Raw genomic sequence first — 24,825 nt, forward strand, 5'->3', positions numbered from 1 at the left:
CGTCAGGCGGCGAGCAGATCGTTGACGTGCGTGGCGATCTGCTCGCCCGCGACGCCGTACACATGCAGCGACACGGCGCGCGCGGCGGCATCGGCTGGATTGCCGAGCTGATGGATCGCGCCGCGCCCCGCATCCACATAAGAGACCGCGCCGCGCGCGCGCGGATGACGCCGCGTCTCGATCGCGCGATGCTCGAGTGCATCCCAGCGATACAGCGTTTCTTCGAGCGTGCCGTCGATGACCGCATAGCCGCACCATGTCCGATGACCGTGCACGGGGCTCGCTTGCCCCGGCTCCCAGACGAGCGCGACGATCGCGTAGCGGTTGAGCGGATCGGCGGCCAGCAGATGGCGGCAATAGTTCAGCGGATTGCCGATGCGCTGATCGAGGCGCAACAATGCCGGATCGGCAATCGCGCGTTGCAGCGCGAGGCGCACACGCTCCCCGAAAGACGCGTGCGGCCCGGTATCGGCGGCCGCGAAAGCGGCATCGATTTCGCGGCACAATTGCTCGAGCGCCGCGCTCCGGCTCGCGTGGGAAGCCGGCGGAAGGGGCCGCGTCGGGCGGCTGACATGTTCGAGTTGCATAGTGAAAAAGCCGTCGCTTTCTTGTTGTCCATTCGGCTCATTTATACCGGCTTGCCTCCAGAATTAGTTTCCATATAATTCCGCTCGAACACACAGAAATAGAATAATTTCCTATAGGGGTGCAGCATGGGAATGGACCTCATCGACCGCAAACTGCTCGAGTTGCTGCAAAACGATGTGACGATGCCCATCGCGGAGCTCGCGCAACGGGTGAACCTGTCGCAGACGCCTTGCTGGAAGCGCGTGCAGCGTCTGAAGGAGACCGGCGTGATCCGCGCGCAGGTCGCGCTGTGCGATCCGAAGAAGCTGGGCGTCGGCACGACCGTGTTCGTCGCGGTGCGCACGAATCAGCACACGCAAACGTGGGCGGACGACTTCACGCGCGCGGTGCGCGATATTCCGGAAGTGGTCGAGGTGTACCGGATGAGCGGCGAAACCGATTATCTGCTTCGCGTCGTGGTATCGGATATCGATGACTACGACCGCGTGTACAAGCAACTGATTCGCGCCGTGCCGCTCTATGACGTGAGCTCCAGCTTTGCGATGGAGCAGATCAAGTATTCGACGGCGTTGCCGGTACGGCCAACGCAGGAGCCGTGATCGATTGGTTGCCTGCGGCCCGCTTGAGCGGAAGTTCAGCGGGATAGCGCGTATATCGAGCATTTAACTTAGCTATATGACTGCTCGACAGCAAATAAACTTAGGAGTTTTAATGGATGCTTTGGACCTTATGTAAGCGTATTATTAAGTCATCCCCGCCATTCGATTCGTGATCCAAATCGATTCGAGAGAGGCATGGCAGGGGAGGTGGCGGGTATATCCCGTTTCGTCGCGGCCCGAGTGCCCGAAATGTGAATGAGGTTCTAGAAGATGATTCAAATCGATCGCAGTGCATTGGCTCAATCGCGCATCGCTGGCGGCGTCCAGAAGCAGACCGGCACGTGCTCCAATGACTCGACGCCCGCCGTTTCCTCGGATCATGGTTCGACCAGTTCGCTCGTTGTGGTCAACGGTAAGACGGTTGTCGATCGTACGGTCACGTACTGACCGTTCATCTCCCACGCCGAGATGATAGAAGCGGATCGCACGATCCGCTTTTTTGTTTGCTCCGGCCGCGTGGCGCGTCCCAACCGATGTGCGGATCACCCGATGAAACGGTTGCCGCTCGATCGCGTGAAACAAAAAGCCGCCCGGGGAGGGCGGCGCAACACGTCCGGTCACTAGGTATCCCGGCCTTGCCCCTGACAGCCCTCGCCGGGATCGGACGCGCATGGAATCGTGAGTAGTATCGTCAATCGGGCGGGCCGCGTTCAAGCGCGTTATTGCAGCAAAGAATTTCGCGGCGGGCGCGCGCGTATCGAAACATCCTGACGCGTAGCGCGCGGGTGCGCGCCAATGCTTGCCATCGGGAACGCAATCCAACTGAAACCCAACAGGCGTAGGATGGCGTTTCTTTCCTCGAAACAGCGCCGCATTACGCTTCCCCTCATGACCCAAGACCGACACGACCCTCGCCGCCCGGACGATAACCGCAAGAAGAATCCGACCCGTGCTGTCAGCGTGTTCATCGTCGTGGTGGTGCTGCTCGTGATCGGCACGGTCCTCTTCAATGCGATCCGCGAAAAACGCGAGTTCGATCAGGAAAACGCGCGGCCGTCCGCCGCGAGCGACGTGCGTCCCGCCGTGCCCGCGCTCGGCGGCGCGTCGCAATAGCGCGTCTGTCGAATAGCGCCGGTCAGACCGGCAGGCGAATCTGCGCGGCGTCTTTGCCGATGAGCGCGGAGGCGGTCAGCATCTGCTTGCATTGATGCACGAGCAGCTTGAGATCGTGCAGCGCGTCCGCGGGAAGCGATTGCGCGCGCTCGGCATCGACGACCATCTTGTCGAGATCGCGTCGCAATGTCTTGAGCGCGTCGGCTTGCGCGGGCGGCGCGTCGGAACCGGGTGGCGAGGGCAGTTCGCCTTCCGCGCCCGCGAGATTCTCGCGGACGACGCCGAAGGTGCGCTGCACCGGTTCGAACGGCTGGCCACCCGCTTCGTTGAGCGATTGCAGAAGCGGCGCGGCGGCGGTGATCTGCGAGGCGAGCACATGGCTTTGCACGAGCAGATCGTTCAACTCGGCGGCGTATTTTTGCTGCGCCTTCGGCTCCAGCATCATGCGCTGGAAGGCCTGCGCGAGATTGGCGAACGCGATGTGCACGTTCTTGCGCGCGAGCCGGTAGCGGAAGTCGCGGTCGAGCGCCGTGGCGGCGACCGTCGCGGCGGCGGACGCGCCCTTGCTCGTCGTAGCCGCCGTGCTTTCCCCGATGCTCACCGAGGACAGGCGTTCAGCCGTCGCGCTCGCGGCTTTTAACGCCGAATCCGCTGCCGGCGCCGGCTCGCTGGCCGCTTCGGCGGTCATGGTCGCGTTGGCCGCCGGAGCCTCGGCGGTTGCCGATGACGAGGAAGACGCCACCACGCCCGCGTTCGCATCGGCGAACACGGCGCGATCGACCGGGCTTTCCACCGTCGATGAAGAAGCCGCACGCGCCCGCTCGGTCTGGGAAGCCGGCTTCGCTCTCCACCACCAGCTGGCTTCGAGATAATTGCGCGTCGCGGCGAGCAGATCCTTCACGAGCTTGCCCATCAGACGATATTCCCAGTACGGGAAGAGGTGACTCGCCGCGATGGCGATCGCGCAGCCGACCACGGTGTCGATCGCGCGCTCGCCGATGATCCGCAGGCTGCCCGGCGCGAGCAGATGGAACATCAAGAGCACATACGACGACGTGAACACCACGCTCGCCGCATAGTTGAAGAGCAGGAGGCTGTAGCTCATGACCATCGACGCGAACATCACGACGAGCAGGATATGCGGCTCCTTCACGAAGAGAATCAGCGCGATGGTCACCGTGCAGCCGATCGCCGTGCCGATGATCCGCTGCGTGTTGCGTTGCTTGGTCAGCGAATAACCGGGCTTCAGGATGATGACCGTGGTCATCACGATCCAGTACGCGTTCGTGAGCGGCAACAGGCGCCCGAGCCAGAAGCCGATGCCCACCGCGATGGTCACGCGCAGCGCGTGACGGAAGCTCGGCGAAGCCATCGTGAGGTTCGAGAAGATCTGCATGAACGGCACGCGCCGGCTCGAGATGAAGCGCGACAGCGCGTGATCGATCTGCACTTCGGTCTCGGTCTGGCTCGCGTCGTGGCGGGTGCGGCGGCGCATCTTGTCGATGAGACGCGTCGCGCTCCACAGGCGCCTGAAGACGGCCGCCGCCGCCGCGTAAGCCTCGGGATTCTTGTCCGGCAGGCCGTGCTTGCGCATCAGTTCGAGCTCGTATTCGATCGCGCGCAATTCGGCCTTCATGCTGATCTGTCTGCCTGCCGGATTGTTCTGCAGCACGGCGAGGCCGATCTCTTCGAGATCCGCGCTCGCCTTTCTCATCAGGTCGCGATAGAAGATGAGCACGTCAGAGCCCGCGAAGGTCTTGCGCACGAGCGGATAGTCCGTGTGCGCGCCGACGAAGAATTCGTGCAGGTCCACCACGTTGATGAACAGATTGAAGAGCCGCGCGCGCCGGGCGTCGAGCTTGCCGGTCTTTACTTTCGGCAGATTGCGCAGCACGATGTCGCGCGCCGCTTCCTGCCGCTCGACGGCCGCGATCTGCTTTTCGATCAGCTTGCGATAGCATTCGTCGAGATCGGCGTCGCTGTCGTAGAACTCGGCGCGCGCGAGCAGATACTCCGCGCAGCTGAAAATGCTTTCGGCCAGGGCCTGCTGCTCGATGCGATACACGAGCAGGCGACTCACGAGCGTTGCCCAGTACGTGTACCAGAGGCCGCCCACGAGAATCCACGATGCGTTGATAAGCGCCTGCAGCGGCGTGAAATGGTCTTCGAGCGTGACGACCATCATGAAGAGCGTCGCGAAGCTGATCTGCGGCCAGCGATTGCCATACACGACGATGAGCGACAGCACGAACGTGAGCGGCACGATGGTCAGCCAGAGCGTCAACGGATGCGCCGTCGCGATGCCCGTGGCGAGCGCCGCGACAAAGCCGATCGCCGAGCACGCGAGCATCTCGTTGTGCTTGTGCCGCAGCGGCCCGGGCATGTCGACGACGCATGCGCCGAGCGCGCCGGTTGCGATCGTGAAACCAAGCTCGCGATTGTGAAAGACGATGAGCATCAGCACGGCGGGCAGCGACACGCCCAAAGCGATGCGCAAGCCGCCGAAGAAATACTGGCTGTAAATGAACTTCCTGATTTCGAACGAATAGCGCATCGACTTCCTGAATTGACGCTCGTTGTTGTCCTGGGACGAAGGCGAGATCGAGTCTAACTCAACTCATCAGCGCTTCGGACCTCGGCCATTCGGCCAGGTTCTCGGCATCGCGCCTGCTTTGCTATGCTGGCGCCTGAACTTACAAACCTTTTCAAATCGCGCCATTCGAGGCCGCACAGCACGCCGCTTTCCATGCTCGAACTCTTTTATTCGAACCGTCACGAGACACTCGCCGCCGCGCTCTTCGAAGACCTCGACGCGTTCGCGATGCGCGAGGGCAATCCTTTCGCGCGCGAGGCCGTCATCGTGCCGAGCGCGGCCTTGCGCCGGCGGCTCGAGCTCGACATGGCCGAGCGCTTCCGCATCTGCGCGAACGTCGATTTTTGCTATCTGGCGCAGTGGCTATGGGCGCAGATCGGACGCGTGCTGCCGGTGCCGGCGCATTCGCCGTTCGCGCCCGACCGGCTCGCGTGGCGCTGCTACCGGCTCTTCGAAGATCCGTCGCTCGGCGATTCGGCGCGGCTGTCGACATATCTCCATGCCGCCGACGATTCCATGCGCTACGAGCTCGCACGCCGCATCGCGACGGTCTTCGATCACTATCTGACCTATCGCCCCGAGTGGCTCACGCACTGGCAGTCGGGCGGCTCGATCCTCGCGGGCAGTGGCGCCGAGATCGATGCACGCGGCCCGCGCCTCGCGGGCGCGAACGACATCCAGCGCGAGGACGAGCGCTGGCAGGCGGCGCTGTGGCGCGCGTTGCTCGCGGACCTGGCCGGCCTCACGAGCGATGCGAGCGGCGACGCGAAGGACCCGACGCCGCCCGCGTACCGCTTTCTCGCCGATGCACCCAATCTCGATCTCGACGCCGCGATGCGCGCGCAGTGGCCGCGCCGCATCAGTGTGTTCGCGCTGCCGACGATGCCGCCGCTCCATATCGCGTTGTTGCGCGAGCTGTCGCGCTGGATCGACGTGCGCGTCTATGCGCAAAATCCTTGCCGCGAGTTCTGGTTCGATATCGTGAGCGAGGCGCGCGTCGAGCAACTCGAACTGAAGGGCGAAAGGGACTTTCAGGAAGTGGGTCACCCGCTGCTAGCGGAGTGGGGCCGTCAGACGCAGGCGCAACTGCACATGCTGCACGAGTTGACCGAGCGCGCGGCGTCGAGCGAGCGGCAGCTTTTCGAGGACAATCCCGCGCCGACATGGCTCGCGCGCGTGCAGAACGGCATCCTCGCGCTCGATGAAGAGCACGCCGGGCCGCAGCCGGAAGCGATCGTCGAGAACGGCATCGAGGTGCATGTGTGCCACAGCCTGTCGCGTCAGCTCGAAGTGCTGCACGACCGGCTGCTCGACTGGTTCGACGAGATCGAAGGCCTGGAGCCGTCGGACGTGCTCGTCGCGTTTCCGGATCTCGCGGTGGCGGGGCCGCTCATCGACGGCATCTTCGGCACGGCGCCCGCGGGCGCGAGCAACGAGCGGCGGCGCATTCCGTATCGCATCACAGGCTTGCCGCCGTCGCAGGCGAACCCCGTCGCGCGCGCGCTCATCGACTGGCTCGCGCTCACCGAACGCAGCGTCGGCGCGCCGGAGCTCGTCGAATGGCTGCGCGTGGACGCGATCGCGGCGCGTTACGGCATCGACGCCATCGCGCTCGAAACGGCGCAGGCGTGGCTCGCGGCCGCGGGCGCGCGGCGCGGTCTGCGCCCGGACGAAGTCACGGCCGACGATGTGCCCGCCGCGCGCCACACCTTCGCCGATGCGCTCACGCGTCTCTATCTCGGCTACGCGCTGCCGGGCGGCGGCGCGCCGGTGGCCGAATGGCTGCCGATCGAAGGCGCGAACGGCTCGGACGCCGAGCTGCTCGGCCGCCTCACGCGTTTCGTCGACGACATCGACGCGTTCGCCGAGCGCATCGCGACGCCGCGCACCGCGCGCGCGTGGGGCGACCTGCTGCTCGATGCGCTCGAGCGCTTCTTCGACGCGGGCGTCGCGTTCACCGATGCGATCGGCGATGTGCGCGGCGCGGTCGATTCCCTCATCCTCGCGATGGACGAAGGCGCGGGCGATACCGAAGTATCGGCCGCCGTGATCCGCACCGCTTTGACCGATACCCTCGACGATCCCGCGCGCGGCGGCGTGCCGTGGGGCGGCGTCACGTTCTCGTCGCTGACGAGCCTGCGCGGCTTGCCGTATCGCGTCGTGTGTCTGCTCGGCATGGACGACGGCATGCTGCCGAGCCTCGCGCGCGCCGACGAGTTCGATCTGATGGCGCGTTTCGGCAAGCTCGGCGACCGCCAGCGGCGCGACGACGAGCGCAATCTGTTCCTCGATCTCCTGCTCGCGGCGCGCGACCGGCTGATGATCGCGTACACCGGCCGCAGCATCCGCGACAACGCCGTGCTGCCGCCCGCCGCGCTCATCGACGAATTGCTGGATTATCTGGCGCAGTCCGTCGCGGGAAAGCACGCAGGTCCGGACGAGCTCGAAGAGGCGCGCGGGCGCTTCGTATTCGAGCATCCGTTGCAGCCTTATGCGCCCGACTATTTTCATGCGGACGGCAGGCTCTTCACCTACGAGCCCGAGCGCGCGGAGTTGGCCCGCGCACTGGAGTCCGGCAAGACGCAGCCCCTCGCGCGATTCTTCTCCGCGCCCTTGCCGCCGGAAGACGACGTGCAGACCGTCGCGTTCGACGACTTCGTGCGCTTCTGGCGCCATCCCGCGCGCGCGCTTCTGCGCGACAGGCTCGGCATCGCGCTCGTCGATTCCGAAGCCGAACTCGACGACACCGAGCCGATCGAACTCGGCTTCGCGGGCCGCGATGCGCTCGCCGCGCGCGTGCTGCCCGCGTTGCTCGATGCCGCCGACGAAGGCGAGCGCGCCGCGCGCGAACGCGCGAGACGTGTCGCGCGCGCGAGTCCCGAAATGCCGGGCGGCGCGACGGGCGGCGTATGGCAGGCGCGCGAGCTGCATGCGCTGCATCAGTTGGCCGAGCGCGTGCGCGCGTCGACGTCGGCGGGCGTCGAACGCTTGCCGTTTGCGCTGGATCTCACGCCGCGCTGGCCCGATAGCGAAGGCATCGCGCTCTTCGGCCTGCACGACGACGCGCTCGTCGACACCCGCCCGATGACGCTCGTCGGCACGCTCAACGCGCTGACGCCGCAAGGCCAGGTGATCTATCGCTACGACGCGCCGCGCGCGCGCGATTACCTGTCCGCGTGGCTCGCGCATCTCGCGTATTGCGCGGCGTTGCCCGATGGGCCGCGCCGCACCGTATGGCATGGGCGCGGCGCGCAATCGGCGGATTTCGAGCTGACGCCCGTCGCCGATCCTCACGCGCATCTCGCGGCGCTCGCGGCGCTCTATCGCGCGGGACGCCGCATGCCGCTCAGGTTCTTTCCGAAGAGCGCGTGGCTCAAGGTGAAGGAGGGCGATTCGAAAGCGCAGGCTGCGTGGGAGTCCGAACGCACGCGCGCCGAATCCGACGATCCGGTGTTTCGCATCGCGTTCCGCGGCGCCGACCTCGCGCTCGACGACACCTTCGCCGCGCTCGCGCGCATCGTGTTCGAGCCGCTCGTGCAACATCTGCGGAGCGGCGCATGACGAATCTCACAACCTCCGTGGATAACATCGACGTGCAGGAACTCGACGTCTTCAATTGCGCGCTCGACGGCGTGAACCAGATCGAGGCCTCCGCCGGCACGGGCAAGACCTGGAACATCTGCGCGCTCTATGTGCGTCTGCTGCTCGAAAAGCGGCTGTCCGTCGAACAGATTCTCGTCGTCACCTTTACGAAGGCCGCGACCGCCGAGCTGCACGAGCGCATCCGCTCGCGGCTCGCGGGCGTCGCGCATGCGATCGAAAATGGCGATGCCGCCGGCGATCCGTTCATCGAGCAACTGTTCGAGACCACGCTCGCCGACATCGACGCCGACGAAGCCGCGAAGCGCCTGCGCATCGCGGTATCGACCTTCGATCAGGCCGCGATCCACACGATTCACGCGTTCTGCCAGCGCGCGCTGCAGGAAGCGCCGTTCGCCGCCGCGATGCCGTTCGCGTTCGAGATGGAAGCCGACGACAGCGCGCTGCGCTTCGAGCTCGCGGCGGACTTCTGGCGCGAGCGCGTGGAGCCGGTGGCGGCGCGCACGCCGTCGTTCGCGTCATGGCTCGTCGCGAAGGGCGCGGGCCCGGCATCGCTCGATGCGCAACTCGCGCGGCGCCTGAAAAAGCCGCTCGCGGCGCTGCGTTTCGGCGATACGGACGCGGCGCAAGCCGCCGACATGCAGGCGCTCTTCGACGAAGCCTGCGCGCTGTGGAACGCCGAGCGCGACGCCATCGCGAAGCTGCTCTTCGACGCCGAGGCGATCCTCAACAAGACGACGCACAAGCGCACGATCATCGATGCCGCCATCGACGCGTGGAGCGCGTACTTTGCCGAAGCGGACTGCCACGCGCCGCCGCCCGAGAAGGCGCTCAAGCTCACCGCCACGGCGCTCGCGAAGGGCACGAAGGCGAAGAACACGCCGCCCGCGCACGCCTTCTTCGATCAGGCCGATGCGCTCGCCGCGTCCGCCGCCGCCGCCGAAGCATCGCAGCGCGCGATGTGGCTCGACATCGTGCGCGAATGGCTCGATCACGCGCCCGGCGAACTCGCCGCGAGAAAGCGCGCGCGCCGCGTCGTGTCGTTCGACGATCTGCTCTCGAACCTGCATCACGCGCTCGTGAAACACGCGTGGCTCGCCGAGGCGCTGCGCGCGCGTTATCCCGCCGCGCTCATCGACGAATTCCAGGACACGGACCCGCTGCAATACGCGATCTTCAACCGCGTGTTCGCGCCGCACGGGCCGCTCTTTCTCGTCGGCGATCCGAAGCAGGCGATCTACAGCTTCCGCGCCGCCGACCTGCACACGTATCTCGCCGCGCGCGACGGCGCGAGCGCGCGCTATACGCTCGCGGTCAATCAACGCTCGACGCCGCCGATCATCGAGGCGTGCAACCGCGTGTTCGAAGCGAATCCGTCGGCCTTCATTCTCGATGGCCTCGACTATCAGCCGGTGCGCGCGGGCACGCGCAAGCGCGGTCCGTTCATCGACAACACGCCGGCTGCGGCGTATTCCGATATCGCGGATTTTTGCGTGTGGATGCTGCCGCACGGTGAATCGGCGCTCGCGAAAAGCAGCGCGCAGCGCGAGGCCGCCGAAGCGTGCGCGGCCGAAATCGCGCGGCTTCTGCGCGGGGCGCAGCGCGGCGAAGTGACGATCGGCAAAGAGCCGCTTACAGCGGGCGATATCGCCGTGCTGGTGCAGACGCATCGGCAGGGCAGCATCGTGAAGCGCGTGCTCGCGGCGTGGGGCATCGGCAGCGTGGAGCTTGCGCAGGCGTCGGTGTTCGGCTCGCTCGATGCCGAGCAGATCGAGCGCGTGCTCGCCGCCATCGATACGCCCGGCGACTTGCGCCGCCTGCGCGCCGCGCTCGCGACCGACTGGTTCGGCCTCGACGCCGCCGCGCTCTGGCGGCTCGAACACGCGGACGCCGCCGATCCGCACGGCGAGCCGATCGATTCGACGAGCTGGGTCGAGCGCTTCTCGCGTTATCGGACGATCTGGCACGAGCGCGGCTTCGCGGTGATGTGGCGCACGCTCGCGCGCGAGCTGTCGATCGCGACGCGCCTCGTCGCGCGGCCCGATGGCGAGCGCAGGCTCACGAACGTCAATCATCTCGCTGAGTTGTTGCAGGCGCGCTCGGCGGAGCAGCCGGGCATCGCGCCGACGCTGCGCTGGCTCGCCGCGCAACGCGAGCAGCAGGGCGGCGGCGAGGAGGCGCAACTGCGTCTCGAATCCGACCGCAATCTCGTGCAGATCGTGACCGTGCACAAGTCGAAGGGCCTGGAGTACGCGGTCGTGTTCTGTCCGTTTCTCAACGATGGATCCGCGCGGGATGCGTCGAAATCGGGCTTGCCCGATGCGCGCGAATATCACGACGACGCGGGCGTTGCCGTGCTGCATTACGGCATCGAAGGCGAAGAGGACGATCACGTGAGCGCGGCCATCGCGCGCGAACAGGCGGCCGAGCGCGCGCGCCTCGTCTATGTCGCGCTCACGCGGGCGGTGTTCCGGTGTTACGTCGTCGCGGGCTTCTATCTGTCGAACCGGTCGACGAAGGAATCGCGCCGCAGCGTGCTCAACTGGCTCGTCGCGGGCAAGGGCCGCGCGTTCGACGCGTTCTGCGACGAGCCGCCCGAAGAAGCCGACATCGTCGCGGCGTGGCATGCGCTCGCGGCACAAGCGAACGGCGCGATCGGCGTCGAGCCGCTGCCGGTGATCGAGGGGCGCGAGCCGCTTGCGGCGCAGGCGTCGAACGAGCATGACATCGCCGCGCGCACGAATCAGCGCATCCTGCGCGATCGCTGGCGCATGGCGAGCTTCAGTTCGCTGATCGCCGCCGGCGCGCGCGACGAGGCGAATCAGGCGCATCCTGCCGAAGCGCGTCCGGATCACGACGAGCTCGCCGCGCAGAACGACGACACGCGGGCAGAAGCCGCCGCGCGCGACGAATCGCCGCTCGCCCACGACGACATCCTCGCGTTCCCGCGCGGCGCGGCGGCGGGCGAATGCCTGCATCGCATGTTCGAGCTTGCCGATTTCACGGAGCCGTCCGGATGGGCCGCTGCCGTCGAGCGCGCGCTGCACGAGCATCCGACGCCCGCACCCGAGGCGCTCGCGCCCCGTCTTCGTCCGATGATGCTGCGTCTGCTCGCCGATACCGTCGGTGCCGAAATCGCGCCCGGCATGCAGCTTCGCGATATCGCCATGACGCGCCGCATGAACGAACTGGAGTTCCTGTTCCCGGCGGAAGCGCTCGATTTCACCGCGTTGCGGCGTGTGCTTGCCGCACACGGCTTTCCCGACGTCGCGCTCGAGAGCGGCGCGTTGCGCGGATTCATCAAGGGATTCATCGACATGATCGTCGAGCACGACGGCCGCTACTGGATCATCGACTGGAAGTCGAATCATCTCGGCGACACGGTTTCCGACTACGCCGCCGAGCCGCTTGCCGTGGCGATGTCGGAGCACGCGTATCACCTCCAGGCGCTCATCTACGTGGTCGCGCTGCATCGCTATTTGCGCTCGCGCTTGCCCGGTTACGCGTACGACACGTATATCGGCGGCTATCTGTATCTCTTCGTGCGCGGCGTGCGCCCCGACTGGCGCGACGGCGAAGCGGCAAGCGGCGTGCATCGCGGGCGGCCGTCGCTGGAACTGGTCGAAGCGCTCGATCGGCTGATGGCGGGAGGCGCGGCATGAGTACGCCCGATACGCTGGATCGCACGCGCGACGTGCCCGCGCCCGCGGACGAAAGCGCGGCGCTCGCGGAAGGTTTCGCGCGGCGCATGAGCGCGCTCGCGGCGCGCCTCGGCGCGGACGAGCGCGGTGTGCTGTGGGCGGAGCGCGCGTCGCTCGCGATGAGCCGCGCGACCGCGCAAGGCCATGTGTGCCTGCCGCTCGCGGCGCTCGCGCGCCGTCATGGCGAGCGCTTTCACGAGGCGCGTGACGCGCTGCTTGCGAGCGGCGTCGCGTGTCTCGTGCGGGGCGATGCGCGCGCGGACGCCGCCGATCTGCTGCCGCTCGTCATCGATGAAGACGGGCGGCTCTATCTCGCGCGCTATTTCGACTACGAGCGGCGGCTCGCGCGGGCGCTCGTCGAGCGCTCCCGCGATGCGCGCATGGCGGTCGCACCGCAGGACATCGCGCGGCAGGCCGAGCGCATCGCGCGCTATTTCGGCCCGCCAGCCGACGGCGACATCGACTGGCAGCGCGTCGCCGCATTCGTCGCGCTGGCCGGACGGCTGACGATCGTGAGCGGCGGGCCGGGCACGGGCAAGACGACGACCGTCGTCGGCGTGCTCGCGTGCCTGCTCGACGCCGATCCGGACACGCGCATCGCGCTCGCCGCGCCCACCGGCAAGGCCGCGCAGCGCATGCAGGAGGCGCTCATCGAACGCGCGGACAAGCTGCCGCCCGCGCTCGCGCAACGGTTGCCGCGCACGTCGTTCACCTTGCAGCGGCTGCTGGGTACGCAGGCGGACGGGCGCTTCCGGCATCATCGCGACAACCCCTTGCCGTACGACGTGATCGTCGTCGACGAAGCGTCGATGATCGACGTCGCGCTCGCCGCGCATCTGCTCGAAGCTATCGCGCCGTCGAGCCGTCTCGTGATGCTCGGCGACAAGGATCAGCTTTCGGCGGTCGAAGCGGGCGCGGTGTTCGCGGAACTGAGCGCGGCGCCGTCGTTCAGCACGGCGGGCGTCGGGCGCATCGCGGCGGCGCTTTCGCTCGACGCGAAACGGCTCGAAGCGGCGTTGCCGCGTGCCGACGCGACGCCGCCCCGTGCGCAAGCGCGCGAGACGAAGCCGCGCCCGGCGAGCGAACCGCAGCTCGGTTTGTTCGATGCCCCGCCCGCCGACGATTCCGAAGGCTACGGCGAGCTTTTCGACACGCTGCCCGAAGACTGGAGCGACGCGCCTTCGAAGCACGAGCCCGCGCTCACGGATTGCGTCGTCTGGCTGCAGAAGAACTATCGTTTCGGGCTCGATTCGGACATCGGGCGTTTGTCGATCGCGATCCGCGACGGCGACGAACAAGCCGCGCTCGAAGCGCTCGATCCATCCGGCGAGCGCGCGGCCGTGCTCTTCGACGATGGCGACGCCGCGCTTGCCGAGCGCACGCTCGCGCGTCTCGCCAAAGGCTTTGCGCCGTATGCGCAGGCACTGTCCGCGGTGCTCCAAGGCGAGGAAGAGGATCACGCGCAACTCTTCGACGCGCTCAATCGCTTCCGCGTGCTCTGCGCGACGCGCAAGGGACCGCGCGGCGTCGATGAAGTGAATGCGCGCATCGCCGCGAAGGTGCGCGAGCAGGCGGGCATCGCGCTCGCGCTCGGCGCGCAGTGGTTCCCGGGGCGGCCGGTGATCGTCACGCGCAACGACTATGCGCTCGGGCTCTTCAACGGCGATATCGGCATCGCGCTGCCGGGCGCGGGCGGCCTCTTGCGCGTCGCGTTCCGCATGGCCGATGGCTCGCTGCGCTACGTGTCGCCCGCCGCGCTGCCGCCGCACGACACCGCGTTCGCGCTGACCGTGCACAAGTCGCAGGGCTCGGAGTTCGAGCACGCGGCGCTGGTGCTGCCCGGCGCGTTCGTGCGCGTGCTCTCGCGCGAACTCGTCTACACGGCGATCACGCGGGCGAAGCGCAGGGTCGAAGTGATCGGTTCGGCGGCGATTTTCGCGCAGGCCGTCAGGGAGCCGACGCGGCGCGATTCCGGGCTCGCCGCGAGAATGCGCCGTCTGGCATGAACCGGGCTTGCGCAGTCAAATAAAGAAGGAGACGACCGATGACGATAACCGATAGCCTCGCCGTGCCGCCGAACGAAATCGAGCTGACGGCCGTTCGCGCGCAAGGCGCGGGCGGTCAGAACGTCAACAAGGTGTCGAGCGCGATCCATCTGCGCTTCGACATCCGCGCGTCGTCGCTGCCGGAGCACATCAAGGCGCGCCTGCTCGCGCTGGCGGACAGCCGCGTCACGCGCGAAGGCGTGATCGTCATCAAGGCGCAGGAGCATCGCACGCAGGACATGAACCGCGCCGCCGCGCTCGCGCGGCTCGACGAGCTGATCCACAGCGTCTCCGTGACGCGGCGCAAGCGCATCGCGACGAAGCCGACGCGCGCGTCGCAGTTGCGCCGTGTCGAAGGCAAGGTGAAACGCGGCGCCATCAAGGCGGGAAGAGGGCCGGTGCGCGGCGAATAGCCGTTCGTCGAAACCGGACTGTGAGAAGCGTCAGCCTTTCTGCCACTTCGGCGGCACGTCGACGCGCGGACCGAAGAAATACGACTTCAGCACGTCGCGCCCGATCACGCGGCCGAGTTCGGCGAACGCGCAGTAGTTGCCGATCATCAGGAAAAGAAGGATCTGGATGGCCCAGAATTGCGGCCAGTTGCTGTGCGTGAGCAGTTCATGCTGCGCCGCGGCCACGTTGTGCGTCTCTTTCCAGAACTCGGACAGACGTTCGAGATAGTGAAGAATGCCGGCCACGATCGTGTAGATGAGTGTTTTCCATCCCGCATTCCAGATGAGCGGACGATCCGGATAGCGATTGATGAACGGCAGCATGTTGGCGATCAGCACGGCCTTGCCCAAAATCAGCGACGAGACGATCACCGAGACCGAAGTCGGCAGCGAGATGCCGGTGCCTTTCACCATCAGCGCGCGAATGATGACCACGGCATGCAGCAGGATGAAGAAGAAAACGGTGGGCGGCACCATCTTCATCAACTCGTGCTTGAGCTTGGCGAACGAAACTCCCATATCGACTCCCGGCGCAAAAACGCGAAGGATGACGCGGCCTCGCGAGACGCGCAACGCGCATCCAAACAATTTAACGAATGCGCGCGGCGCCGGCGGTCTTGTCGCAGGAAGTCTAGTTTACGGCGCGAGCTTGCGCCGTCCGAAGAAGGGCACGCGTTTCACCGCGCCCGTCGCGAGCGCCGTGCCCGCGAGCACGATCGCGCAGCCCGTCACCATTGCGGGCGATACGTGTTCGCCCAGAAAGAGCGCGCCCCACAGGATGCCGAAGAGCGGGATGACGAAGGTCACGGTCATCGCGCGCGCCGGGCCGGCAACCGCGACCAGATGGAAATAGATGAAGTACGCAATGCCTGTGCAGGCGATGCCGAGCGCGAGCACCGCGCCCCACGCGTGCGCCGAAACGGGCGCGGCGGGCCACGTGAGGAAGGCGATCGGCGCGAGCGTCAGCGTCGCGCCGATCATGCTGCCGGCGGCGTTGGTCATCGCGTCGACGTCCATCAGATACTTCTTCGCGAAATTGCCCGCGACGCCGTAGAGCGCCGACGCCGCGAGCGCCGCGGCCGCCGCGAGCAGGCCTTGCACGGGCAGCGCGGCGTCGTGTCCCGCGTGATCCGGCGCGATCTGGTTCCACACGAGCACGAGCACGCCCGCGAAGCCGATCGCCATGCCGATCGTGCGCGTGGCCGTCAGGCGATCGCGCAGCCACAAATAGGCGACGAGCGCGCCGAAGAGCGGCGTCGTCGCGTTGATGACGGACGTTGCGCCGGCCGAAAGCGTCAGCTCGGCGTAGGCGAACAGGCAGAACGGCGCGGCCGAATTCAGGATACCGACGACGAGCAGTTGCGGCCAGCGCGCGCGCAGCGTCGCGGCGGTGGCGGCGAGCGAGCGGCGCGCGAGCAGCATCGCGACGAGAAACACGGCGCCGATGCCCACGCGCAAGGCCATCAGCGGCGCGACGCCGAACTCGGCGACGCCTACGCGGATGAAGAGAAACGACGCGCCCCACAGGGCGGCGAGCACGATCAGTTGCAGCAGGTTGGCGGGCGACATGGCGAGCGGATTTCGGGATGCTGATGAAAAGTCCGCGCATGTTAGCACCGCGCGCGTATCGAAAATACGCCTGCCGAACGAAAGCGCAAGAAGCGGGAGAAAGGCGGGAGAAGAGCGGACGATCAATGCGGCGGGATCACCCACGTCAGGACGTTCTGCTGCAGCCACACGAGCACGCCGAGCAGGACCGTGAGGAAGATCGAATGCCAGAACGTGCGCGCGAAGACGAGGCCTTCCTTGCCCTTGAGTTCGGTCGTCGCCACGCCGGTCGAGATGTTCTGCGGCGAGATCATCTTGCCCATCACGCCGCCGGAGGAATTGGTCGCCGCCATCAGCACCGGGTTGAGGTTGAGCTGGTTCGCGGCGACCACCTGCAGATTGCCGAAGAGCGCGTTGCCCGATGTATCGCTGCCGGAGAGGAACACCGCCACCCAGCCGAGGAACGCGGAGACGAGCGGGAAGAACGCGCCGACCGACGCGACGCCGAGACCGAGCGTGTAGTTCATGCCCGAGTAGTTCATCAGGTACGCGAGGCCGACGATCGTCGCGACCGTCAGAATGGCGATGCGCGTCTGCACCCACGTATCGACGATTGCGGCGCCATAGTCGCGCGCGGGCAGCTTCACCATGAGCGCGGTGACGATCGACGCGACCAGGATCGCGGTGCCGGTCGCGAGCGGCTGGAAGTCCCAGATCGCGCCGTAGGGCTGGTTGTACAGCGTGATGTACACGGCCTTGTCGAGGCCCGGCCACGCGACCTTGACGTCGCCGATCATGAAGATCTTGAGCACGGTCCACACGATCACGACCACCGATACGACGATCCACGGCAGCCAGCCCTGGCCGCCGGGAATCGCCGAGTGGGTGTCGCCGAGGCGCTCGACGTTCACCGCGAAGCGCTCGTCCGTGACGGGCTTCCACACGCGCAGGAACGCGATCGTCAGGATCAGCGAGACGAGCGACGAGAGCACGTCGGTCAGCGCATAGCTGATGAAATTCGACGTCACGAACTGCGTGAGCGCGAAGGCGCCGCCCGACACGAGCAGCACCGGCCAGATGCGCATCATGTTGCGAAAGCCCGCATAGATGCCGATCACGTAGAACGGCAGGAAAAACGCGAAGAGCGGCAGTTGGCGTCCGACCATTTTGGCGAGGGCGTCGGTCGGCAGGTGCGTGACGGCGCCGAGCACGGTGATCGGCACGCCGAGCGCGCCGAACGCGACCGGCGCCGTGTTGAAGATCAGCGTGAAGGTGAGCGCTTCCAGCGTCGGGAAGCCGAGCAGGATCAGAAGCGAGCTCGTGATCGCGATCGGCGTGCCGAAGCCCGAGATGCCTTCCAGCAGCGCGCCGAACGAGAAGCCGATCACGACGAGCACGATGCGCCGGTCGTTCGGCAGGTTGTCGACCATCCACAGGCGAAACGCTTCGAAGCGCCCCGAGCGTTGCGCGACGTTGTAGAGCAGGATCGCGGCGAACACGATCCACATCACCGGCCACAACGCGAAGACGGCGCCGGCCGCGACGGAATCGAGCGCGAGCCCGACCGGAAAATGCCAGCCCGCCACTGCGATGATCAGCGCGAGGACCAAGCCTGCGAGCGACGCCTGCCACGCGGGGCGGCGCGCCCAGCCGAGCAGCACGAGCACGAGGACGATCGGCAGCGCGGCGACGATGAAGGACACGAACAGGGAATGGGCGATCGGCGTGAGCAACTGGTGGAACATCGCAGCTCCTTTCGGATGTCATGAGCGGGAGCGGCGATGCATGACGCCGCGGTGCGCGCAGAGTTCGATGTTCGGCAGCCGGCGGCCGCAAACTTAAGCAAACGCATAACGCGCACACTAAGAATAGGGCGCGAACGGCTTGCGTCAAGGCGCGAATGCCCGTTCATTGCGGGCACGCGCGTAGCGAAGGGATGCGACCCGACGCGACGCGACGCGACGCGCCAGGCGTGGCGCGTCGTCGATGGAGATAGGGAAAAAGCCGGCTGCTTCAGCCTTCGGCGACGGCTCCCGGCGTCGTGTCTTCGCGGCCGGCGGGCGGCGTCTGGCGGAAAACCCACACGGTGAGCAGGCCGAGCGAGGCGAGCATCCACAGCAGGAAAAACACGAAGGCCATCATGTCCGAATCCCCCGATACGGAAAGTGCGCGGAAGGTCCGCGCGAAGCTCGCAACCTGGTTGCCGCTGCGAGCGGTAATGGGGGAAGCATGTAGCCAGAATTGTGCCAATCGTCTGGCGAAATGTGCCGAGGCCTTGTCGGAAAAGGAAAGTGTCCGGGCGCACAATTGCGTTTCCGCGAACGAAGGGCCGCACAGCGCAGAAAATGTTGCAGCAGTGTTACGCGACCGCGCTTGAAACCCGTTTTTGTCTCCTCCGATGTAACGCGGCGGCGCCCCTTTCAGTGCCCGTGACCGCCTCCGCCATGCCAACCGCCACCGCCGCCTTGCCAGCTGCTGCCGCCGCCGTGCCATCCGCCGCCGCCATGCCAGTTGCCGCCGTGACCATGCCAGCCGTGTCCCCAGCAGCAGCCGCTGCCGCCCCAGTACCCGAAGCTGAACGAAACCGCCGGATAGCCATAGCCATAACCGTAATACGGGTAGCCGTAATAAGCCGGGTAAGCGCCGTAGGGCGCGTAATACGGATAAGGATACGGATACGTCTGGTAATAGCTGGTGTAAGGCGAGCCGACGGCGTATTCGTACTGGGGCGGAAGCGTTGCGGGCGACGTGGCGACGGGCGCGCCACCCGATGCGGGCACCGTGAATTCCCGTTGTGTGTACGTCGTATCGACGACCGGATAAGGCGGATAGGCCGGATAGCCGTAGGGGTAGTAGCACCCGCTGAGAAGAAGTCCGGCGGCGAGCGCGATGGCGGCCGTTGCGGGTCCAGGGATACTGCGGGCGGAAATCATGATGCTGCTCCTTGCGCTACGGCTGGCCGGACTCTTGGATCGGATGAGGCGAGAGCGGGTCCGTTAAGAGCAGCTTAGTCGAACGGTGGGACGCATTCACCGTGGGTCATGTGACAAAGCATCGATATCGCGGCTTTATGTTACAAATTTGAAACAGTGGGCGGGCGGCGCGGCGAAGCGCGTCGGCTTCGCCGCCCGAAAGCGGGTTCGCTACTTGCCGATCTGATTGCCGATGACGCCGCCCACCGCCGCGCCGCCCAGGGTCGAGAGCGCGCTGCCGCCGATCGCGGCTCCGCCCGCCGCGCCCACGCCGGCGCCGATGGCCGTATCCCGTTGACGCGTGGTCATGTCGCCGCAAGCGGTCAGTCCTCCCAGGAACGCAACGACCATTGCGGCGGCGCCGATCTGTTTGATGTTTTTCATGTCGACTCTCCAATTCGATGATGAGATGAATCGGCTGCGGTTCGACCGCGGCTGCCAAAGGCGCGGTGCGACCGTTTCGGCGTTGACCAACAGGGGCGCCACGTTTTCGCCGGTTCATTCACATCGTCAGCAGAAAGAGTGCCTAAATCGTCCGATAAGCGCGCTCCGCCAGCGCCGACAAGGCTTTGCGCCCGATCGGGACGAAAAAAACGGCCTGCCGCACGCACCGTGCGACAGGCCGTTGTCAGTCAAAGGCAAGCCTTAAGTCGGCTGATAGATTTCCGCGCCTTTCTTCACGAATTCGATCGCTTTCGTCTCCATGCCCTTCGCAAGCGCCTCGTTTTCGCTGACGCCCTGCTTCGCCGCGAAGTCGCGCACGTCCTGCGTGATCTTCATCGAACAGAAGTGCGGGCCGCACATCGAGCAGAAATGGGCGACCTTGGCGGAATCCTTCGGCAGCGTTTCGTCGTGGAATTCGCGCGCCTTGTCCGGATCGAGGCCGAGATTGAACTGGTCTTCCCAGCGGAACTCGAAACGCGCCTTGGAAAGCGCGTTGTCGCGCACCTGCGCGCCCGGATGACCCTTCGCCAGATCGGCCGCGTGCGCCGCGAGCTTGTACGTGATGATGCCGGTCTTGACGTCGTCCTTGTTCGGCAGGCCGAGGTGCTCCTTCGGCGTCACGTAGCAGAGCATCGCGGTGCCGAACCAGCCGATCATCGCAGCGCCGATGCCCGACGTGATGTGGTCGTAACCCGGCGCGATATCGGTCGTCAGCGGCCCGAGCGTGTAGAAGGGCGCTTCGTCGCACCATTCCAGCTGCAGGTCCATGTTCTCCTTGATGAGCTGCATCGGCACGTGGCCAGGGCCTTCGATCATCACCTGCACGTCGTGCTTCCACGCAATCTGCGTGAGTTCGCCGAGCGTCTTCAGCTCGCCGAGCTGCGCTTCGTCGTTGGCGTCGTAGATGGAGCCGGGGCGCAGGCCATCGCCGAGCGAGAACGAGACATCGTATTGCTTCATGATTTCGCAGATGTCTTCGAAGTGCTCGTAGATGAAGCTTTCCTTGTGATGCGCGAGGCACCACTTCGCCATGATCGAGCCGCCGCGCGACACGATGCCCGTCATGCGGTTCGCCGTCAGCGGCACGTATTGCAGGCGCACGCCCGCGTGGATCGTGAAGTAGTCGACGCCTTGCTCCGCCTGCTCGATGAGCGTGTCGCGGAAGATTTCCCACGTCAGGTCTTCGGCCTTGCCGTTGACCTTTTCGAGTGCCTGATAGATCGGCACGGTTCCGATCGGCACCGGCGAATTGCGGATGATCCACTCACGCGTTTCGTGGATGTGCTTGCCGGTGGAGAGATCCATCACCGTGTCGCCGCCCCAGCGGATCGCCCAGGTCATCTTGTCGACTTCCTCGCCGATGGACGACGTCACCGCCGAATTGCCGATGTTCGCGTTGATCTTCACGAGGAAGTTGCGGCCGATGATCATCGGCTCGCTTTCCGGGTGATTGATGTTCGCGGGGATGATCGCACGGCCGCGCGCCACTTCCTCGCGCACGAACTCGGGCGTGATTTCCTTCAGCGCGTCCTTGCCGAACGCCGCCGCGCCGAACGCCTGGCCGGGATGCTGGCGGCCCATCATCGCCGCGAGCTTTTCGCCGTTCGGGCCGCTCTGCTTCAGGCTTTCGAGGTATTCGGCGCGACGCTGGTTCTCGCGGATCGCGATGTACTCCATTTCCGGCGTGATGATGCCTTGCCGCGCGTAGTGCATCTGCGAGACGTTCTTGCCCGCGATCGCGCGGCGCGGCTTGCGATGCAGGCCGGGAAAGCGCAGTTCGGCGGTCTTCGCGTCGGCGGCGCGCTCGCGGCCGAATTCGCTGGACAGACCCGCGAGTTCCTCCGTGTCGCCGCGCTTCTCGATCCACGCGCCGCGCAGCGCCGGAAGGCCCGAGCGGATGTCGATCTTCGCATCCGGGTCCGTGTACGGGCCGGACGTGTCGTAGACATAGACGGGCGGATTCTTCTCGGCGCCGAAGCCGTCGGGCGTATCGGATTGCGTGATTTCGCGCATCGGCACGCGGATGTCGGGCGTCGAGCCTTCGACATAGACCTTGCGCGAATTCGGCAGCGGCGCAATGGCGGCGGCGTCGACAACGGCGTTCTCGGACAGGAACTTCGGGTTGGCATTCATGGGCTGTCTCTCCTGTGTCGACATACAAAGTAGTGGGGACGGTTATATCCGGACCCGACGCGGACGAACGTCGTCGAGCTCGGCTGATTCAGGAGCTAAACAGGGAGGAACGAGAGGAAAGGTACGGGTTCTGAGAAGTGGTCGGATGCTGCAAACCGTGGAACCCGAACGCTTCCCTGCGCTGGCATTATCCAGATCAGGTTCAAAGGGTATTTCTCACCCACGCCACACGAAGCGATCCAGTTCGATGAAGCCGATTGGATCGCGATGTGCAACGCAGGACCCCCGCGTTAGCAGCCGCCACATTACACCGCGGCGTGGTGTCTTGGCAACCATTCGCGAAATCCTTCGATCGTGCATAGGCGCTTACTGCATAATGTCGGGCGCCGCGGCCTTCGGGGTTTTCCCCGAGAGAGTGCGCGGTCCATCCTCGCGCAATCGCACTTCTCCGTTCCGCCATGTCGTTCAGTCTGGTATCTGCCGCAGCGTATTTCCCGGTCCCTCCTGCAGTCGTCCGGCGCGCAGCCGTCGCGGAGTAATGCATGTCCGCTCTTCCGCCGCCGCGTCTGCCGTTCAGCTTTCCCGACCGTTTTCCGTTTCGCGCGCCGCGCTCCTTCAAAGGGCAGGTCGCGCTTGCGCTGGCGGTCGTTTATCTCGTGTGGGGATCGACATATCTCGGCATCCATTTGTCGCTCGAGTCGTTTCCGCCGCTGATGCTCGGCGGCCTGCGCAACCTGTTCGCGGGCATCGGGCTGTTCGCGATCGCCGTGCATCGCAAGGCGGTGTGGCCGAGCGCGCGGGAAGTGCGCAATGCGGCCATCGTCGGCACGCTGCTGGAGGGCCTGTCGAGCGGGATGATGGCTTACGGCATGCGCACGGTCGGAACCGGCACGGCCGCCGTGATGGTGGCGACCGTTCCGCTCTTCGCGACGATCTTCACCGCGCTCGCGGGGCGCAGCGTCGCGAAGGGCGAGTGGTTCGCGGTGGCGCTGGGCCTCGTCGGCATCGTGCTGCTGAATCACGGCGATCCTTCGCCGAGCTCCACCTTCGGCACGCTCGCCATCCTGTGCGCCGCGATCTTCTGGGCGGGCGGCGCGCATCTCGCGACGCGTCTGCCGCAGCCTTCCGATCTGCTGATGTCGACGTCGCTGCAGATCGGGCTCGGCGGCCTGATCGCGACGGGCATCGCGCTGTTGTCGGGCGAGCGGCTCACGCAGGTGAGCGCGGGAGCGGGGCTGTCGTTCGTGTATCTCGTGGTGATCGGTTCGATGGCCGCCTATGTCGCCTATAACTTCCTGATCCGCAACACGAGCACGATCGTCGCGACGAGCTGCCTTTACGTGAATCCGGTCGTCGCGGTGCTGCTCGGCGCGGCCCTGCTCGGCGAAGTCATCACGCAATGGACCGTCATCGCGACGCTCGTCATTCTGCTTTCCGTCGGACTTTCCTTCTGGTTCGACTATCGGCGGCGCGGGCTCGCCTGAGTTCGTCCTTCTTGTAAGAACCGCCTCCGCCTGAAGGCGGCCTGCATCGTTCGATGCAGCGCCGCCGGGCGCGTTTCGCGCGTCCCGAGCAATTCCTCTAACGAATTCCAGAGCCTTGTCACGCAGGGCCCGGCGGCACGCGCGCGGGGTCACCGGAAGATATTGGGGCACGGTCATTGCTGAACGCAGGCACCCGTATCGGTGGCGCGTGAGCGTCGGTCGATCGGGCAAGAAAGAAAAAGAACCAGGGTCGGCGAACGACGCGCGCGCGAAGCGATGCGGACGACAGGTCGTCCGGACCCGGATAACGAGGTGTCGATCCAAAACCAAGGAAGGTGGAATCATGAAGCTCATCCGCACCGCTGCCGCGCTCGCCGCTGTCGCCTCTTTGCTCTCCGCTTGCGGCGGGAGCTCCGATGACGTCGGCAAGGAAATCGGCGTCACTCAGCCGCAGGTCCATTTCATTCACGCGATCCCGAGCGGCCCGAACGTCGACTTCTACGACAACGGCAAGATCCTGCAGCCGAATCTCGCCTACAAGACGGTGACCAACTTCGCGAACATCGACACCGGCCAGCACAACTTCTCCTACGCGGCCATCAACACGACGACGCAGCTCGCCACCGACACGAGCATCAACAACGCGGCGAAGGGGCATGAGTACACGGTGATCGCGCTGCCGGACGCGGGCTTCGTGCCGTCGATCGCGGTGATCGACGATCCGTTCGACAAGGGGTTGCTGTCGGGCAGTGCGCGGGTGCGGGCGTTCAATGCGTCGACGAACGCGCCGAATCTCGACATCTATCTCGTCGCGCCGGGGACGAACATCGCGGGCGTCAGCCCGACCATGGCGGGCGTCGCCTACAAGAACGCGGTGCCCGCGACGACGCAGGATTCGATCTATGTTTCGGGCGGCACGTATCAGCTGATCGCGACGCTGCCGGGCTCGAAGACGCCGGTGTACAGGTCGGCGTCGTTCGATCTCGTCAACAACGCGGACTGGCTCGTGACGACGTTGCCTTCGGGGAATGCGGTTTCGCAACTCGTGCCGGAGAAGATCCGCGTGCTGGTGGCGCAGGGCGGCAATACGCAGCAGCCGGCGCTGGAGTTGCCCGACACGCAGTGAAGGGAGAGCGGCCTATGAAGTGAAATCCGGCCGTTGCTCCGGCCGGATTTTTTTGGCTTCGCGTTTTTTTTCGATCGGCATGGCACCCAGGAGTCCCAGGGCTGGGAGATGATTAAACGTATTAAGGATGTCATAAGATCGAAACTCGAGCTTCCAAAAGCATTCGGCCGTATGCCAGTGGCGGGCCGTCCGTTCAAATCTATAGCCGTGAAGCTTTGGTTACTGACAGCGAAGGGGCGCCCACGATTTCCGAATTAATAAGTACGATGCCTTCGACAGGCGCATTCGCCGGTGGCTGTATCGAGGAGCTCCCGCAAGCAGCCCGAACGACCCCGCCGTCGTGCTGCAATAGCCGGCAGTAGTCCCACACAGGCGCAAGGCGCCATCACCGTAGTGGCCGCCGACAATCAGCCCCGCCTCGACCACG

Annotated in this window: 18 protein-coding genes and 1 riboswitch; of the genes, 8 read left to right on the forward strand and 10 right to left on the reverse strand. The window is 65.8% G+C overall.

What is annotated here, in order from left to right; translation table 11 throughout:
* Positions 1-2: 2 nt before the first annotated feature.
* A complete protein-coding gene (locus AWB78_RS05075; RefSeq protein ID WP_062602858.1) occupies positions 3-587 on the reverse strand; it encodes a cysteine dioxygenase family protein in 585 nt (194 codons plus the stop codon).
* 126 nt (positions 588-713) lie between these two features.
* On the opposite strand from AWB78_RS05075, the gene AWB78_RS05080 reads away from it, so the two are divergent.
* Positions 714-1,187, forward strand: a complete 474-nt coding sequence (locus AWB78_RS05080; protein WP_062602859.1) for an Lrp/AsnC family transcriptional regulator — start codon at positions 714-716, stop codon at positions 1,185-1,187.
* A 144-nt stretch (positions 1,188-1,331) separates the two neighbouring features.
* Here the strand turns inward: AWB78_RS05080 and AWB78_RS47540 are convergent, their stop codons facing one another.
* Positions 1,332-1,808, reverse strand: coding sequence for a hypothetical protein (locus AWB78_RS47540; RefSeq protein WP_198399209.1), 477 nt, complete (start codon positions 1,806-1,808; stop codon positions 1,332-1,334).
* A gap of 267 nt (positions 1,809-2,075) precedes the next feature.
* Here AWB78_RS47540 and AWB78_RS05085 point away from each other — a divergent pair, with 267 nt between their 5' ends.
* A complete protein-coding gene (locus tag AWB78_RS05085) occupies positions 2,076-2,300 on the forward strand; it encodes a hypothetical protein (protein ID WP_062602981.1) in 225 nt (74 codons plus the stop codon).
* Positions 2,301-2,322: 22 nt separating this feature from the next.
* Here AWB78_RS05085 and AWB78_RS05090 read toward each other — a convergent pair whose 3' ends face one another.
* Positions 2,323-4,854 (reverse strand): FUSC family protein, encoded by a 2,532-nt coding sequence (locus tag AWB78_RS05090; protein WP_062602860.1) that lies wholly within the window; start codon positions 4,852-4,854, stop codon positions 2,323-2,325.
* 192 nt (positions 4,855-5,046) lie between these two features.
* Here AWB78_RS05090 and recC point away from each other — a divergent pair, with 192 nt between their 5' ends.
* From recC to arfB, 4 genes are read left to right on the forward strand one after another with little or no spacing between them, the layout of a single operon-like run.
* Positions 5,047-8,454: an exodeoxyribonuclease V subunit gamma gene (recC, locus tag AWB78_RS05095; RefSeq protein ID WP_062602862.1), complete on the forward strand. Its 3,408-nt coding sequence runs from the start codon at positions 5,047-5,049 to the stop codon at positions 8,452-8,454.
* The gene (recB, locus tag AWB78_RS05100) at positions 8,451-12,155 is read left to right on the forward strand and encodes an exodeoxyribonuclease V subunit beta (RefSeq protein WP_062602864.1); all 3,705 of its coding nucleotides are present in this window, start codon (positions 8,451-8,453) and stop codon (positions 12,153-12,155) included. Before recC ends, recB begins: the two co-directional genes overlap by 4 nt.
* Complete coding sequence (locus AWB78_RS05105) at positions 12,152-14,200, forward strand: AAA family ATPase (protein WP_062602865.1); 2,049 nt, start codon at positions 12,152-12,154, stop codon at positions 14,198-14,200. The genes recB and AWB78_RS05105 overlap by 4 nt, the downstream gene beginning before the upstream one ends.
* Positions 14,201-14,238: 38 nt before the next feature.
* Complete coding sequence (gene arfB, locus AWB78_RS05110; protein ID WP_062602866.1) at positions 14,239-14,652, forward strand: alternative ribosome rescue aminoacyl-tRNA hydrolase ArfB; 414 nt, start codon at positions 14,239-14,241, stop codon at positions 14,650-14,652.
* A gap of 30 nt (positions 14,653-14,682) precedes the next feature.
* On the opposite strand, the gene AWB78_RS05115 is transcribed toward arfB, so the two are convergent.
* From AWB78_RS05115 to thiC, 7 genes are all read right to left on the reverse strand, one after another.
* Positions 14,683-15,210: a hypothetical protein gene (locus AWB78_RS05115; RefSeq protein WP_062602867.1), complete on the reverse strand. Its 528-nt coding sequence runs from the start codon at positions 15,208-15,210 to the stop codon at positions 14,683-14,685.
* A 117-nt stretch (positions 15,211-15,327) separates the two neighbouring features.
* Positions 15,328-16,260 carry a DMT family transporter gene (locus tag AWB78_RS05120; protein ID WP_062602868.1) on the reverse strand — a complete coding sequence of 311 codons (933 nt, stop codon included), beginning with the start codon at positions 16,258-16,260 and terminating at the stop codon, positions 15,328-15,330.
* Positions 16,261-16,382: 122 nt separating this feature from the next.
* Positions 16,383-17,984, reverse strand: a complete 1,602-nt coding sequence (locus AWB78_RS05125) for an L-lactate permease (RefSeq protein WP_062602870.1) — start codon at positions 17,982-17,984, stop codon at positions 16,383-16,385.
* 268 nt (positions 17,985-18,252) lie between these two features.
* Positions 18,253-18,381, reverse strand: coding sequence for a hypothetical protein (locus AWB78_RS49275; RefSeq protein WP_269768916.1), 129 nt, complete (start codon positions 18,379-18,381; stop codon positions 18,253-18,255).
* 278 nt (positions 18,382-18,659) lie between these two features.
* Positions 18,660-19,172, reverse strand: coding sequence for a hypothetical protein (locus AWB78_RS05130; protein ID WP_062602871.1), 513 nt, complete (start codon positions 19,170-19,172; stop codon positions 18,660-18,662).
* Between the two features lie 210 nt (positions 19,173-19,382).
* Complete coding sequence (locus AWB78_RS05135; RefSeq protein WP_374729448.1) at positions 19,383-19,562, reverse strand: YMGG-like glycine zipper-containing protein; 180 nt, start codon at positions 19,560-19,562, stop codon at positions 19,383-19,385.
* A gap of 294 nt (positions 19,563-19,856) precedes the next feature.
* A complete protein-coding gene (thiC, locus tag AWB78_RS05140; RefSeq protein ID WP_062602875.1) occupies positions 19,857-21,788 on the reverse strand; it encodes a phosphomethylpyrimidine synthase ThiC in 1,932 nt (643 codons plus the stop codon).
* Between the two features lie 155 nt (positions 21,789-21,943).
* Positions 21,944-22,085: riboswitch (TPP riboswitch) on the reverse strand.
* Positions 22,086-22,330: 245 nt separating this feature from the next.
* Between thiC and AWB78_RS05145 the strand changes: the two genes are divergently transcribed.
* Together AWB78_RS05145 and AWB78_RS05150 are read left to right on the forward strand one after the other, a co-directional pair.
* Positions 22,331-23,272, forward strand: coding sequence for an EamA family transporter (locus AWB78_RS05145; RefSeq protein ID WP_062602876.1), 942 nt, complete (start codon positions 22,331-22,333; stop codon positions 23,270-23,272).
* A 343-nt stretch (positions 23,273-23,615) separates the two neighbouring features.
* Positions 23,616-24,398 (forward strand): DUF4397 domain-containing protein, encoded by a 783-nt coding sequence (locus AWB78_RS05150; protein WP_062602877.1) that lies wholly within the window; start codon positions 23,616-23,618, stop codon positions 24,396-24,398.
* Positions 24,399-24,825 lie beyond the last annotated feature (427 nt).

This window comes from Caballeronia calidae, assembly GCF_900044055.2.
Classification (GTDB): domain Bacteria; phylum Pseudomonadota; class Gammaproteobacteria; order Burkholderiales; family Burkholderiaceae; genus Caballeronia; species Caballeronia calidae.